At 72.2% G+C, this 14831-nt stretch carries 12 protein-coding genes; 5 read left to right on the top strand and 7 right to left on the bottom strand.

Annotated features, from left to right (window positions below; translation table 11 throughout):
* The 5 genes from ACIWVC_RS02405 to ACIWVC_RS02385 form a co-directional block, all read right to left on the bottom strand.
* Positions 1-867, bottom strand: coding sequence for a DUF4097 family beta strand repeat-containing protein (locus ACIWVC_RS02405; protein ID WP_396445613.1), 867 nt, complete (start codon positions 865-867; stop codon positions 1-3).
* Positions 868-918: 51 nt separating this feature from the next.
* Positions 919-1098, bottom strand: coding sequence for a DUF6104 family protein (locus ACIWVC_RS02400; RefSeq protein ID WP_067633492.1), 180 nt, complete (start codon positions 1096-1098; stop codon positions 919-921).
* A 95-nt stretch (positions 1099-1193) separates the two neighbouring features.
* Positions 1194-4916 (bottom strand): multifunctional oxoglutarate decarboxylase/oxoglutarate dehydrogenase thiamine pyrophosphate-binding subunit/dihydrolipoyllysine-residue succinyltransferase subunit, encoded by a 3723-nt coding sequence (locus ACIWVC_RS02395; RefSeq protein WP_396445612.1) that lies wholly within the window; start codon positions 4914-4916, stop codon positions 1194-1196.
* Positions 4917-5000: 84 nt separating this feature from the next.
* A complete protein-coding gene (locus ACIWVC_RS02390; protein WP_396445611.1) occupies positions 5001-5672 on the bottom strand; it encodes an AIM24 family protein in 672 nt (223 codons plus the stop codon).
* A 60-nt stretch (positions 5673-5732) separates the two neighbouring features.
* On the bottom strand, positions 5733-6641 hold the full coding sequence (locus tag ACIWVC_RS02385; protein WP_396445610.1) for a glutathione S-transferase family protein: 909 nt from the start codon (positions 6639-6641) through the stop codon (positions 5733-5735).
* Between the two features lie 179 nt (positions 6642-6820).
* Between ACIWVC_RS02385 and ACIWVC_RS02380 the strand changes: the two genes are divergently transcribed.
* A complete protein-coding gene (locus ACIWVC_RS02380) occupies positions 6821-7516 on the top strand; it encodes a DedA family protein (protein ID WP_396445609.1) in 696 nt (231 codons plus the stop codon).
* Positions 7517-7532: 16 nt separating this feature from the next.
* On the opposite strand, the gene ACIWVC_RS02375 is transcribed toward ACIWVC_RS02380, so the two are convergent.
* Positions 7533-8600, bottom strand: coding sequence for a dihydrodipicolinate reductase (locus tag ACIWVC_RS02375; RefSeq protein WP_396445608.1), 1068 nt, complete (start codon positions 8598-8600; stop codon positions 7533-7535).
* Positions 8601-8821: 221 nt separating this feature from the next.
* On the opposite strand from ACIWVC_RS02375, the gene ACIWVC_RS02370 reads away from it, so the two are divergent.
* Complete coding sequence (locus ACIWVC_RS02370) at positions 8822-9724, top strand: SDR family oxidoreductase (RefSeq protein WP_396445607.1); 903 nt, start codon at positions 8822-8824, stop codon at positions 9722-9724.
* A gap of 4 nt (positions 9725-9728) precedes the next feature.
* On the top strand, positions 9729-10526 hold the full coding sequence (locus ACIWVC_RS02365; RefSeq protein WP_396445606.1) for an enoyl-CoA hydratase/isomerase family protein: 798 nt from the start codon (positions 9729-9731) through the stop codon (positions 10524-10526).
* Between the two features lie 67 nt (positions 10527-10593).
* On the opposite strand, the gene ACIWVC_RS02360 is transcribed toward ACIWVC_RS02365, so the two are convergent.
* Complete coding sequence (locus ACIWVC_RS02360; protein ID WP_396445605.1) at positions 10594-11436, bottom strand: sirohydrochlorin chelatase; 843 nt, start codon at positions 11434-11436, stop codon at positions 10594-10596.
* 426 nt (positions 11437-11862) lie between these two features.
* Between ACIWVC_RS02360 and ACIWVC_RS02355 the strand changes: the two genes are divergently transcribed.
* Both ACIWVC_RS02355 and ACIWVC_RS02350 read left to right on the top strand, forming a co-directional pair.
* Positions 11863-14379 (top strand): nitrate- and nitrite sensing domain-containing protein, encoded by a 2517-nt coding sequence (locus ACIWVC_RS02355; RefSeq protein ID WP_396453742.1) that lies wholly within the window; start codon positions 11863-11865, stop codon positions 14377-14379.
* Complete coding sequence (locus ACIWVC_RS02350) at positions 14379-14831, top strand: roadblock/LC7 domain-containing protein (protein ID WP_396445716.1); 453 nt, start codon at positions 14379-14381, stop codon at positions 14829-14831. The genes ACIWVC_RS02355 and ACIWVC_RS02350 overlap by 1 nt, the downstream gene beginning before the upstream one ends.

Here is a 14831-nt window from a genome sequence, read left to right as displayed (position 1 = left end):
TCACTTCTCCATTCGGGGACCGGTGGTGATCTCGGGGGAGTCGTCGTCGCGGCCGAGAAGGGTGATCGCGCCGGACACGGTGTTGACCGTCAGCCGGCCGGAGCCGTCGCCGAGCTTGCCGGCGACGCTCTGCGCGATGGTCCGCTCCTGGCGGCCGAGTTCGGGGAAGGACGTCTCGATCCGCCCGGCGGCCGAGCTGAGCGAGACCTGCGCGCCGGCGGACTCGGGGATGCGCAGCGCCACCTCCCCGGACACGGTGTTGACGTCCACGCCGGCGCCGCCGGACAGCTCGACGTCGGCGGCGATGCGGCCGCTGACCGTGCGGGCGCCGAGCCGGCCGACGGACGCGGCGGCGAGGGCCAGGTCGCCGGACACGGACGTGAACGAGACCGTCCCGTCCAGGCCCTGCGCCTCGATCGCGCCGGACACGGTGTTGGCGTCGATGGCGCCCGCGACGCCGTCGAGCGTGACGTCGCCGGAGGCGCTCTTGATGGACGTGCGGGTCGTCATGCCGGTCACGATCGCGTCCGCCGACACGAGGTTCAGCGAGACCGGGCAGTCGTGCGGGACGGTCACCGTGATCTCGGCGCGCGCCTTGTGGGTGCGCAGCCAGCTCAGCACCCCCTCCCACAGCTTCTCGTGGGTGACGGTGAGCATGCCGGCCTCGTGCGTGACCACGAGCGGCGGGCCCTCGACGCCGCCGACGATGACGGACGGGCGCTCGTCGGACGCGAGGACCGAGACGCTGCCCGCGATCACCGTGACCCGCAGGGCGACCACGCCGTCGAAGTCCAGGGTGGTGGGTTCCTCGATCGTCCAGCGCGACATCGCGATGTGCCCTTCGTCCAGCTCGTCCGTCAGTAACACGATATGTCGCGTGTCTCGAAAGTCAAGACATATCGCGTATTGCGGTGCGGGTCACTCGTCGTCCTCGTCGTCCAGGCGGGCGAGCCAGGTGGCGAGGCGGTCGACGGGCGTCTCGAACTCGGGGTTCAGGTCCACGAACTCGCGGAGCCGCTCGGCCAGCCAGGTCAGGCTGACCTCCTCCGCGCCGCGCCGGTCCGTCAGCTCCTCGATGCCCCGATCGGTGAAGTACATGAGACTGGTCTTCCTATTTGATCTTGCGCTCGGGACGCCGAGGGCCCCGGCGCGAACGCACCGGAGCCCTCGGGTCTGCGTGAATCCTGCCGCCGTCAGGCCTGCTTCCGCTCGCCGAAGAGTCTGGCGATCAGCGCCTCCTGCTCGGCCTGGTGCAGCTTCGCCGAACCCACCGCGGGCGACGACGACGCCGGGCGCGACACCCGCGACATCCTCAGGCCCTCGATGTGGTGCGGCAGCTTCAGCGCCATGAACGGCCAGGCGCCCATGTTGGCGGGCTCGTCCTGCACCCACACGATCTCGGCGTCCGCCGGGTACTTCGCCAGCTCCGCCTTGATCTCGTCGACCGGCGGCGGGTAGAGCCGCTCGATCCGGACGACCGCCGTGTCGGTCGCGCCGGTCTCCCGCCGGGCCTTCACGACGTCGTAGTAGATCTTGCCGGTGGTGAGCAGCACCCGCCGCACGCCCGCCGGGTCGATCGCCGGGTCGCTCTCCGGGATGACCGGCTGGAACGCGCCGCCGGTGATCTCCGCGACCGGGGACGTGGCCGCCTTCAGCCGCAGCAGCGACTTCGGGGTGAACACGATCAGCGGCTTGTGCCGGCCCGACAGCACCTGCCAGCGCAGCAGGTGGAAGTAGTTCGCCGGCGTGGTCGGGTACACCACGGTCATGTTGTCCTGCGCGCACAGCTGCAGGTACCGCTCGATCCGCGCGGACGAGTGGTCGGGCCCCTGGCCCTCGTAGCCGTGCGGCAGCAGCAGCACGACGCTGGAGTGCTGGCCCCACTTCTGCTCGCCGGACGAGATGTACTCGTCCACCACCGACTGGGCGCCGTTGGCGAAGTCGCCGAACTGGGCCTCCCAGCAGACCAGGGCGTCGGGGCGGGTCATCGAGTAGCCGTACTCGAAGCCCATCGCCGCGTACTCGCTGAGCAGCGAGTCGTGCACGTAGAACTTCGACACGCCCTGCCCGAACTGCTTCAGCGGCGTGTACTCCTCGCCCGTCTTGCGGTCGACGAGCACCGCGTGCCGCTGGCCGAACGTGCCGCGGCGGGTGTCCTGCCCGACGAGCCGCACCGGGTGGCCGTCGATCAGCAGCGAGCCCATCGCTAGCAGCTCGCCGGTCGCCCAGTCGACCGCGTCGTCCTCGATCATCTGCGCGCGGCGCTGCAGGATCGGCTGGAGCCGCGGGTGCGGGGTGAAGCCCTCCGGCAGGCTGACCTGGGTCTCGATGATCCGCTTGACGGTCTCCTGCGGGATCGCCGTCCCGGCCTTGCCGTGGTCGATCGGGATGCGCTCCTCGACGTCCGGCTTCACGACCGAGCCCGGCTCCAGGGGCTTCTTCGCCGCCTCGCGGGTCTCGGTGAAGGCCCGCTCCAGCTGCTCCTGGTAGTCGCGGAGCGCCTGCTCGGCCTCCTCCACCGTGATGTCGCCGCGGCCGATCAGGGCCTCGGTGTAGAGCTTGCGCACCGAGCGCTTGGCGTCGATCAGGTCGTACATCAGCGGCTGGGTGAACGAGGGGTTCTCGCCCTCGTTGTGGCCCCGGCGCCGGTAGCAGACCATGTCGATGACGACGTCCTTCTTGAACGTCTGCCGGTACTCGAACGCCAGCCGGGCGACGCGCGCGCACGCCTCCGGGTCGTCGCCGTTCACGTGGAAGATCGGCGCCTGGATCATCCGCGCCACGTCCGTCGCGTACACGCTGGACCGCGAGTACTCGGGGGCGGTGGTGAAGCCGACCTGGTTGTTGATGATGACGTGCACGGTGCCGCCGGTGCGGTAGCCGCGCAGCTGCGACAGGTTCAGCGTCTCGGCCACCACGCCCTGCCCGGCGAACGCGGCGTCGCCGTGGATCAGGATCGGCAGCACGGTGAAGCCGGCCTCGCCGACGTCCAGGACGTCCTGCTTGGCGCGGACGACGCCCTCCAGCACCGGGTCGACGGTCTCCAGGTGCGACGGGTTCGCGACCAGCTCGCAGTGGATCTTGGAGCCGTCGCGCGCGACGAAGTCGCCGGACGCGCCGAGGTGGTACTTCACGTCGCCGGAGCCCTGCGCGCTGCGCGGGTCGAGGTTGCCCTCGAACTCGCCGAAGATCTGCCCGTAGGACTTGCCGACGATGTTGGCGAGGACGTTCAGCCGGCCGCGGTGCGCCATGCCGATGACGACCTCGTCCAGGCTGGCCTTCGCCGCAGCCGAGATCACCGAGTCCAGCAGCGGTATGACGGACTCGCCGCCCTCCAGGGAGAAGCGCTTCTGCCCGACGAACTTCGTCTGCAGGAACGTCTCGAACGCCTCGGCGCTGTTGAGGCGGCGCAGCACGTGCAGCTGCTCCTCGCGCGACGGCTTCTCGTGCGGGACCTCGACGCGCTCCTGGATCCAGGCGCGCTCCTCCGGGTCCTGGATGTGCATGTACTCGATGCCGACCGTGCGGCAGTACGCCATCCGCAGCACGCCGAGGATGTCGCGCAGCTTCATCGTCGGCTTGCCGCCGAACCCGCCGGTGGCGAACTCGCGCTCCAGGTCCCACAGGGTGAGGCCGTGCTTGAGGATGTCGAGGTCGGGGTGGCGGCGCTGCTTGTACTCCAGCGGGTCGGTGTCGGCCATCAGGTGGCCGCGGACCCGGTAGGCGTGGATCAGCTCGTGGACGCGGGCGACCTTGGCGACGTCGTCGTCGTGGGTGGCGGAGATGTCCTTGACCCAGCGCACCGGCTCGTACGGGATGCGCAGCGCCTCGAAGATCTCGTCGTAGAAGCCGTCCGCGCCGAGCAGCAGCTCGTGGATGCGGCGCAGGAAGTCGCCGGACTGCGCGCCCTGGATGATCCGGTGGTCGTAGGTGGAGGTCAGCGTCATCACCTTGCTGATCCCCATGCGCGACAGCGTCTCGCCGGACGCGCCCGCGAACTCGGCCGGGTACTCCATCGCGCCCACGCCGATGATCGTGCCCTGGCCGGGCATCAGCCGCGGCACCGAGTGGACCGTGCCGATCGTGCCCGGGTTCGTCAGGCTGATCGTGGTGCCCTGGAAGTCCTCCAGGGTGAGCTTGCCGCCCCGGGCCTTGCGGACGATTTCCTCGTAGGCGGCCCAGAACTGGCGGAAGTCCAGTGTGTCGGCGGCCTTGATGCTCGGCACGACGAGCTGCCGGGAGCCGTCGCTCTTCTGCAGGTCGATGGCCAGCCCGAAGTTGACGTGCTCCGGCCTGATCAGCACGGGCTTGCCGTCGACCTCGGTGTAGGCGGCGTTCATCTCGGGCATCGCCGCGAGCGCCTTGACGATCGCGTACCCGATGAGGTGCGTGAACGAGACCTTGCCGCCGCGCCCGCGCTTGAGGTGGTTGTTGATGACGATGCGGTTGTCGATCAGCAGCTTCGCCGGGACGGCCCGCACGCTCGTCGCCGTGGGGACGCCGAGGCTGGCCTCCATGTTGGCGGCGGTCCGGGCGGCGACGCCGCGCAGCCGGACCTCCTCGGCGCCCGCCGGCACCGGCGGCGGAGCAGGCTTCTCCGCCGTCTTCGGGGCCGGCTGCGGCGCGGGCTTCGGCGGCGCCGGGGGCGGCGCCACCGGGCGCTGCGCCGTCGGCGGAGCGGCCGCGGTGCCGTTGGCGGCCTGGGCCGCGCTCTCGGCGTTCGCCGGCGGGGACGCGGGGCCCGCGGACGGCGGTCGGCTGTCCGGCTGGTAGTCCGCGAAGAAGTTCCACCAGGCTTCGTCAACGGAGTTCGGGTCTTCGAGGTACTTCTGGTACAGCTCGTCGACCAGCCACTCGTTGGCGCCGAAATCTGTGATCTTTGGGTCGGCACTAGTTTGCGACGACTCTGTCGACACGGCGGAGATCGCCCTCTTCCGCTGCTCGCAGGTGAGTTCTGAGACGTCCCCCAGGCTACTGTAGAGACGGCGCCGCCGGGCGAATCAGTGCGTGTGGGGCGGGACGGTCGGCCCCTCGCTGGCCTGGACGAGGACGAAGCCCTGACCCTGGTAGGCCAGCTGCATGGCCTCGCCGCTGCCGCGGCCGATGAGCGCGCCCGCCTTGAAGGTGCGGTTGACGCCGACCTGGAGGCTGGTGCTCCACGCCACGGCGGACTGGCCGTCCGCGAACGTCGGGGCGCGGCCGCAGTCGAGCATGACGGGGGTGCCGTGCGTGGTGAGGGCCACCCAGCCGGTGCCGGTCAGCGTGGTGTTGAACAGGCCGCCCGCGGCGATGCCCGCGCCCTGGACGCGGTTGATGTCCCACTGCAGGGTCGAGTCGAAGGCGAGGATGTTCTTGCCGTTGACGGTGAGGCCCTCGTTCTCCAGGTAGAAGAGGTGGATGTCGTCGGCGTCGTTCGCGACGAACAGCAGCCCCTGGCCCTTGACGCGCATCAGCGGCACGCCCTCGCCGGTGAGGGCCTTCTTCATGAACTTGCCGATGCCGCCGGAGCCCTCGTAGTCGAACTCCATCTGGCCCTGGAACGCGACCATGGAGCCCTGCCGGGCGAGGACGTCCCCGTTGAGGTGGACGCGGAGCATCTTGGAGTTCTGGAGGGCGAAATGGCCGGGAAGCTGCTGGCCCTGATCGAGGTTGCCGAAGAACTGGCTGCGCATGGTCGGGTCATGCCTTTCGTGCGGATCGGTGCAGATCCGCCAGCATAACTACGGACGGAGTCAGCGGTCCCGGCCGTGCGGAGCGGTCCAGTCGACGGCCGGGCCCTTGGCGACCACGCCGGACGGATTGATGTTGCGCTGCGTCACGTAGTAGTGGCGCTTGATGTGGTCGAAGTTCGTCGTCTCGCCGAACGCGGGGATCGAGTACAGGTCGCGCGCGTACGCCCAGAGGTTCTCGTAGTCGACCAGGCGCCGCAGGTTGCACTTGAAGTGCCCGTGGTAGACGGCGTCGAAGCGGGCCAGCGTGGGGTAGAGGCGGACGTCGGCTTCGGTGATCTCGTCGCCGAACAGGTAGCGGCTGGAGGAGAGGCGCTCCTCCAGGCGGTCGAGGGTGTCGAAGAGGGCGTCGAACGCCTCCTCGTAGGCGTCCTGGGATGTGGCGAACCCCGCCTTGTAGACCCCGTTGTTGACGGTGGTGTAGACGAGGTCGTTCAGCTCGTCGATCTCGGCGCGGAGCGCCTCCGGGTACAGGTCGGGCGCCCCCGGCCGGTGGTGGGCGGTGAACTCCGTCTCGAACATCGTGGTGATGTTCGGGAAATCGTTGGTGACCAGGCGCCCGGTCTCGGTGTCCCAGATGCACGGGACGGTGTAGCGGCCCTGGAACGAGGGGTCGGTGGAGAGGTACAGCTCGGACAGGAAGACCGCGCCTGTGACGGGGTCGCGGTCGGGGAACCGCCAGCCCCTCTCGTCCCTGATGGGGTCGACGACGGCGACGCTGATCGCGTCCTCCAGGCCGAGCAGGCGCCGGACGATGAGGGTCCGGTGCGCCCACGGGCACGCGTAGGAGACGAACAGCCGGTAGCGGCCGGGTTCGGCGGGATACCCGGACGACCCGTCCGCGGTGATCCGGTCGGTGAACCGGTTCGGCTGCCGGACGAACCGGCCTCCTTCGACCTCCTGAACGCTCATGCGTGCCTCCATGGTCGCCGGGCCCGGTCTCGGCCGCCGGGCCCGATGTCCGGCCGCCGGGCGCCGTCATCGTCCGAACGGCCGATCCGGGCAGGGGAACCCCGCGGCTACCATAACCGTCGTTACCAGGTGTGAAACGGCCGCGGTCGCGGTCCCGGCGTACGAGATGGCGGGGGTCCATGCTCGAGCAGTTCAACGCCCTGGTGGACGGGCTCCCGCCCGCGACGGTCTACCTCCTCATCGCGGCGCTGGTGTTCGCCGAGGCGGCGCTGTTCGTCGGGTTCGTGTTCCCGGGCGAGACGGCGATCGTCGTCGGCGGCGTCCTCGCGAGCCAGGACGTGCTGTCGCTCGCGCTGCTGCTCGTCATCGCGGTGGGCGCGGCGGTCGTGGGCGACTCCGTCGGCTACGAGATCGGCCGCAGGTACGGGCCGCGGCTGCTGGACGTCCGGATGATGCGCAAGCACCGAGCCAAGGTCGCGGGCGCGCAGGACCTCATCCGCCGCAGGGGCGCGTTCGCGGTGTTCATCGGGCGGTTCACCGCGCTGCTGCGGGCGCTCATGCCGGCGCTGGCGGGCAGTTCGCGGCTGCCGTACCCGAAGTTCCTGGCGTTCAACGTCGTCGGCGGCGTGACCTGGGTGGTGACGTTCACGCTCGGTGGCTACTTCGCCGGCGCGGCGTTCGAGCACGCGGCGAAGCTGGCGGGCCGGGGCCTCGCGATCGGGCTCGCGGTGGCGGCCGTCGCGGCGCTGGCGGTGTGGCGGGTCCGCAAGCGCCGCAGGGAGGCCCGCGAGGAGGCCGGGGCGCAGGCCGGCGCGGAGGGGGGCGCCGATGCCGGCGCGGAGGCCGGGGGCGCTCCCGCGCGGCCGCTGCCGTAGCGGCCGCGGCGGGCGGTCACACGTGCATGCGGCCGCTGATCATCGGCAGGTCGAGGTAGGTGCGGATCCCGGGTTCGGCGGCGCACACGGCCGGGACGGAGTTCAGCGCGTGCGCGGACGCGGCGGAGATCACATCGGAGACCCAGTCCTCGCCGGCGGCGAGCGTCAGCGACGGGCGGCCGTCCACCCGCAGCGAGTACCCGGGCCGCCCCCACTCGTCGGACATCCGCGCGGCGTCGGCCTTGTGCACCACCTCGACGGTGATGACGGGGCGCCCGGCGGCGATGCCGCTGAACGTCCAGCGGGCCGCGGCGACGGTGCCCCGCGGGATCGGGCCGGCCGCGGTGGCGAGGTCGGTGCCGGCGAGCCGGTAGTCGACGTCCACGTCGATCTCGTCGAGGTCGACGCCGAGGCCCGCCGCGACCAGGTGCAGGCTCTCGCCGAACATCGCGCGCATCGCGGCGCGGTTCGGCCGCAGCGCCCGCTGGTAGGCCTCCTCGGACTTGCCGAAGCCGAGCATGTCGTGGATCATCCGCCAGGACGGGTGGCGGGCGAAGTCGGAGCACTCGCGGGCGTAGACGTGGGTGATCCGCCGGGACAGCCGCGACAGCACCAGCGGCATGACGTCGGCCATGAAGCCGCCGCTGACGCCGCTGCCGTGCACGGTCGTCCCGCCCCGCTTGCACGCCTGCTCCAGCTCGCCGACGAACTGCGGGCCGTGCGCGTGCGGGTAGACGAGCCCGCTGAGGGAGATCACGTTCTTGCCGGACGCCAGCAGCGCGCAGATCGTGTCGAGCTCGGCGAACCGGTCGTGCACCGGGCTCGGGGCGTAGATCACGCAGTCGGCGTCCAGCGCCAGGATGTCCTCGATGTCGCGGGTCGCGGCGACCCCGATGGGATCGCGGCCGGCGAGGGCCCCGGCGTCGGCGCCTTCCTTGGCGGGGGTGTGCACCCAGACGCCGGCCAGCTCCATGTCGCCGCGGTCGAGGACGCCCCTGATCGCGCTGCGTCCGAGCGTGCCCGTCGCCCACTGCACGATGCGGTACGGGCGGCGGCCTGCGGTCGGCGCATCGGCAAGGGTCATCGAGACGGGACCTCCGTTGCTCCTCGCGCGTTGCTCCCTGCGTTCGCCCGAGACTACGCGGCGGCTCCGGCGAATTGCGGCGTTCAGCGCAACTTCCCTTCCGCCCATCGTACGCGGGGGAGGACCCCGGTGGAGCGTGCCCGAGCGAGATTCGGTTTAGTGGGTACCACTTGGTAACCCCCGGATGGTTTCCTGGGGGCGGACGATGTGAGGAGAAGCGAATGTCGGAACTGCGCTACGACGGCCGGGTCGCGGTCGTGACCGGGGCCGGCCACGGCCTCGGCCGGCAGCACGCCCTGGAGCTCGCCGCGCGCGGCGCGAAGGTCGTCGTCAACGACCTCGGCGGCGACCGGTCCGGTGTCGGCGCCTCCGCCGGCCCCGCCCAGGAGGTCGTGGACGAGATCGCGAAGAACGGCGGCGAGGCCGTCGCGAACCCCGACAACGTCGCGACCCCCGAGGGCGCGCAGGCCGTGGTCAAGACCGCGCTGGACGCGTTCGGCAAGGTCGACATCGTCGTCAACAACGCGGGCATCCTGCGCGACAAGTCCTTCAAGAACATGTCCGTCGAGGAGTTCGACGCGGTCATCGCCGTCCACCTGCGCGGTTCGTTCCTGGTGTCGAGCGCCGCCTGGCCGCACCTGCGCGAGCAGGGCTACGGCCGGATCGTGAACACCTCGTCCCCGGCGGGCCTGTTCGGCAACTTCGGCCAGGCCAACTACGCCACGGCGAAGATGGGCCTGGTCGGGTTCACCAAGACCCTCGCGCACGAGGGCGCCAAGTACAACATCAAGGCCAACGCGATCGCCCCGGTCGCCTGGACCCGGATGACCGAGGACCTGCTGCCCGCGGACTTCGCCGACAAGCTGGGCGTCGAGCAGGTGACGCCGCTCGTCGCCTGGCTGGTGCACGAGGCCAACGAGGACTCCGGCGAGGTCTACACCGTCGGCGGCGGCCGGATCGCGAAGATCTTCATCGCGGAGGGCCCCGGCTACGGGCAGAAGACCACCCTGACGGTCGAGGACGTCCGGGACAACTGGGCGGCCGTCAGCGCCGCCGAGCCGCTGACGGTGTTCAAGAACGTCGGCGAGCAGATGGGCCCGCTGATCCAGCAGCTCACCTCCTGAGCCGTTGAGCGGGATCAAGCTCGACCGCCGGGACGGGGTCGTCACGATCACCCTGTCCCGGCCGGAGCGCCTGAACGCCGTCGACGGCGCCCTGACCGAGGAGATGCTCGACGCCCTCAACGAGCTGGCGCGCGACCCGTCCACCCACGTGGTCGTGCTCACCGGCGAGGGCCGCGGGTTCTGCTCGGGCATGGACATCCAGGGCGGCGACCCGGGCGGGGAGAGCGCCGAGGGCCGCGTCCAGCGGCTCTACCGGGGCATCGCGCGCGGCGCCGAGGTCACCGCCCGGCTGCGGGAGATCCCGCAGCCGGTGATCGCGGCGCTGCACGGCCCGGTCGCGGGCATGGGGGTGTCCTGGGCGCTGGCCTGCGACCTGCGGGTCGCCGACCCGACCACCCGGTTCGTCGTGCCGTTCACGAACCTCGGCCTGTCGGCCGGGGACTGCGGGCTCTCCTGGCTGCTGCCGCGCCTGATCGGCCCGGCGAAGGCCGCGGAGGTCGCCTACCGCGCGCAGCGGCTGGACGTGCACCGCGCCGACGAGCTCGGCCTGATCACCGAGATCACCGCCGAGGGCGCGGACCTGGCGGGCGCGCAGGCGCTCGCCGGCGAGCTGCTCGCCAAGTCCCCGTACGGCCTGCGCCGCACGAAGGAACTGCTCAACGCGTCCCTGGACGCGCCCGGCCTCCGCCGCCAGCTCGCCGCGGAGACGGCCGTCCAGACGCTCGCCTTCTTCAGCGAGGACCTCGCGGAGGGCATGGCGGCGACGCTGGAGAAGCGCGCGCCGGAATTCAAGAACCGCTGACGACGCTGGCTGGAAAGGCCCAGGGGGACGGCCCCTGGGCCGCCCGGCGAGCCGCCCGGGGAGGGGCCTACTCGGCGAGGGCGGTGGAGAGCGCCTCCACGTAGCGCAGGGCGGCCAGGCGCGCCAGGGCCGGGTGGGCGCCGAGCGGCGCCGAGTAGGGGGCGCCCACGACCGCGGCGGCGGACGCGACCAGCGCCGCCTCCGGCTCGGGGCCGATCAGGTGCGGCGCGACCGCGATGGACGCGGCGCCCGCCGCGCGCAGCTGCTCCGCCGCGGCCTTGACGGACGCCTCGTCGTTCAGCGAGGCGGTGAAGACCGGCGCGGCCAGCCGGGAGGCGAGCAGCACGCCGGTGACCTCGGCCTGCCGGACGGCGGTCGCGTCCCCCGGCGTCGCGACGATGACGCCGGACGCGGCGGTCACCATCGTCATCAGCCGGATCCGGTCGGCGCGGGCGAGGCCGGCGTCGGCGAGCCGGTCGTGCAGCGCCTCGGCGATGAGCGGGTGCGGGCCGAGCGGCTCGGCGGCGACGGCGCGCACCGGCGAGGAGGCCACGGCGCCGTGCACGGCCCGGTCGAACCTCGGGTCGGGGCCGGTGGACAGCGGCACCACGACGGCCGCTAGCTCGTCCGGCTCCTGCCGCAGCCCGGCGAGGACGCCGTGCAGGCCCGCCTCCTCGCCGTCCAGGTAGCCGACGGCCGCGGGCTGGCCGGTGTGCTCCATCTCGACGAGCCTGGCCAGCTCGGCGGCGGTCTCGGCGCCGGCCTGCCGGGCGTGCCCGGGCACGGCCAGGACCAGCGTGGGGGATCCGGGGGGCAGGAGGAAGGACTCGTCGCCGCGGTGCCGGCCGCCGCGGGGGGCGCGGCGGCGTCGCGACGGCAGTGCCTCGGATGCCTGGCTTTCGGGACTCACGGCGGGAATCGTAACGCCCTCGGGCCCGGGAGCAGTCCTCCCGTCCCGGTGGACCGTGTCCCTCGGCCCGGCGGGGGCGACCTCGTTCCGGCCTCCGTCGTTGCCTGTATGGATCGCGGGTCTCCTTCCCGTGCCGGCGCGACGCGAGCGGTGGTGAAGAAGCAGAGTATGGCGCAATGCTCCCGAGCAACAGGGGGAAATGAAGCAAATTGTCCTGATTTGCCGCTATCCGGTTGCGGCGGATGCGGCAAGATCACCCGGGCCGTGCGCATCGCCGCAGGTGACGCGGAAGGACACCAATGCGTCCGAAAGGCGCCAAAGGGGTTGCGGTCCCGTCACGGGCCGCCTTTATGATCCATGGACCCTCCTGGCCGGAACGTTCGAGGTCACATGAAAACCCCCCGTACGCGATCGATTCGCTCCAAGGTGACCGCGCTGCTGCTCGTGCCACTGCTCTCGCTGGTCGCGCTGTGGGGGTACGCCGCGAGTGCCAGCGGCCGCGAAGCCCTGGCCCAGCGCAAATACCACACCCTCGACCGCAAGTTCGGGCCGAGCGGCCAGAGCGTGCTGGTCGAGCTGGGCAGGGAGCGGCAGATGTCCGCGACGTTCCTCAGCACGCCGCGCAACAGCCCCGGCGGGCCGCCCGTCTCCCTCGTCGCCCAGCGCGCCCGCGTCGACCAGGCCGTCGAGCGGTTCCGCGTCGAGGCCACCTCCGAGGCCGCGCAGGACGCGACGACCGAGGAGATGGACAGCCGCGTCACCGACGTCCTGCGGGCGTTCGGCGGGCTCGGCGGGCTCCGCGCGGCGGTCGACGGCAGGCTCGTCGACCGGCTGACCGCGATCAACAGCTACAGCACGATGGTCGACGACCTCCACCGGCTGTACGACGGCCTCATCGTCATCGACGACGCCGACGTCTACAACTGGACGCTGTCCACCCGGCACGCGGCCCGCGGCATGGAGCTGCTGCAGCGGGAGAACGCGCTGATCGCGTCCGCCGTCGTCACCAAGGGCCGGATGACCCCCGCCGAGCACCGGCTGTTCGTCGAGATGGTCGGCGAGCAGCGCTGGCAGTGGATCAAGCAGCGCACGCTGCTCGACCCCGTCGTCTACCGGACCGGCGTCGCGCCGGTTTTCGCGTCGCCGCAGTACCAGAACTTCAAGTCGATCGAGGACCGCATCGCGAACGCGGACCCGCGCAAGGTGCTGCCCGTCGGGACCCAGGAGTGGCAGCGGACCGCGGAGCCGCTGATCCAGTCGATCAACGAGATGGTCCTCGACAACTCCCGGCAGGCCGCCGAGCACGCCGACCAGCAGGGCCGCGACGCCTACGTCCGGCTCGGCGTCGTCGGCGGGATCGGCCTGCTGGCCATCCTCGCGTCGGTGCTGCTGTCGCTGCGGTTCGCGCGCGGGTTCATCCGCGAGCTGGTCGGGCTGCGCGGCTCCGCCGAGGAGCTGGCCGAGCGGCGGCTGCCCGGCGTCGTCGAGCGGCTCAGCCGCAACGAGAGCGTGGACGTCGCCGCGGAGGCGCCGCCCCTGCACGCGGGCAGCACCACCGAGATCGCCCAGCTCGCCGACTCGTTCGCCAAGGTGCAGCGGACCGCCGTCGACGCCGCCGTCGGCCAGGCCGAGCTGCGCGCCGGCGTCAGCCGCATCTTCCTCAACATCGCCCGCCGCAACCAGTCGCTGCTGCACCGCCAGCTCACGATGCTGGACGGGCTGGAGAGCCGCGCCGAGGCCGACGACCTGGAAGACCTGTTCCGCATCGACCACCTCACCACCCGCATGCGGCGGCACGCGGAGAGCCTGATCATCCTGTCCGGCGCCACCCCCGGGCGCGGCTGGCGGCAGCCCGTCCGGATCGCCGACGTGCTGCGCGCCGCGGTCTCGGAGATCGAGGACTACACCCGCGCCACCGTCCTCACCGACTCCGCGGACGGCCTCATCGGCGCCGCCGTGACCGACGTCGTCCACCTGCTCGCCGAGCTGATCGAGAACGCCGCGACGTTCTCCCCGCCGAACACCGAAGTGCGGGTCAAGGCCGAGCGGGTCGGCGCCGGGTTCGCCGTCGAGATCGAGGACCGCGGCCTCGGCGTCAAGCCGGAGCTGCTCGCCGAGGCCAACCGGCGGCTCGCCGAGCCGCCCGAGTACGACCTCGTCGACACCGACCAGCTCGGCCTGTTCGTCGTCGCGCGGCTCGCCGCCCGGCACGACATCTCCGTGACGCTGCAGCGGTCCCCGTACGGCGGCGTGACCGCGGTCGTGCTGCTGCCGCACGAGCTGGTCGTCCCGGCGGAGCAGATGGCGGCGGGCATGCTGCCCCCGGGCGCGGAGCCCGGCGAGGCGTCCCCGCTCGACGCGCGGGCGGACGGCGAGCGGGGTTCCGCGCCCGCGCCGCACGGCGAGGCCGTCGTCCCGCTGCGCGACGCCGACCGCACGGAGTCGGCGCCCGCCGAGCCGGAGCCCGTGGACGCCGAGCTGGTGGAGCCCGAGGGCGCGGACGCGGAGCCCGCGCAGGCCCGGGTCGCGGAGGAGCCGCCCGTGCTGCCGGAGCTGACCGGGCCGTGGGGCGACCCCGAGCGCCCGGCGGCCCCGGTCCCGCCGCGTCCGGCGCCGAACCCCTGGTCCGACGAGGCCGTACCGCAGCCCGTGGCGACCGTGGAGCAGGACGTGGAGCAGGAGGAGGACGGCGGCGCGCGCGCCGCCGAGGACGACGACTGGGAGCCGGCGGCGACGCACGCCGGGCTCCCCCGCAGGGTCAGGCAGAAGAACCTGGCGCCGCAGCTGCGCAAGAGGCCCCCGCCGCCGCCGGTACCGGCGGGCGGGGGACCCTCCGGAGGCATCGCACGCTCGCCCGAGGAGGCACGCTCGCTGATGGCATCGATACAGCAGGGATGGCGGCGCGGCCGCGCGACGGATGTGGGGGATGAGGGAACCCGATGATGCACAACACCGTGACCGGTGAGCTGAACTGGCTGCTCAACGACTTCGCCGAACGGGTGACGACGGTGCGGCAGGCGGTGATCCTGTCGCGGGACGGCCTGGCGGTCGCGGCCTCCAACGAGCTCGCCCGCGAGGACGCCGAGCACCTGTCGGCGCTGGCGTCCGGCGTGCAGAGCCTCGCGCGCGGCGCCGGCCGGCACTTCGCCGGCGGCAACGTCCGGCAGACCATCATCGAGATGGACGCGCTGCTGCTGTTCGTGACGGCCGCGGGCGACGGCACCTGCCTCGCCGTCCTCGCCGAGGCGGAGGCCGACGCCGGCCTGGTGGCCTACGAGATGGCCGTGCTGGTCAAGCGGGTCGGGCAGCACCTGCAGGCGAGCCCGAGGTTCGGCGGTGACGCGGCCGGCGAGGAGTTCGGAGGCGCCGGGGGAGCCGCGCCGCGAGGATTCTGA

The sequence above is a fragment of the Actinomadura sp. genome (assembly GCF_044508335.1).
In the GTDB taxonomy this organism is placed as follows: Bacteria; Actinomycetota; Actinomycetes; order Streptosporangiales; family Streptosporangiaceae; genus Spirillospora.
Note: the sequence above shows the minus strand (reverse complement) of the source record. Positions and strands in the feature narration are given on the sequence as shown.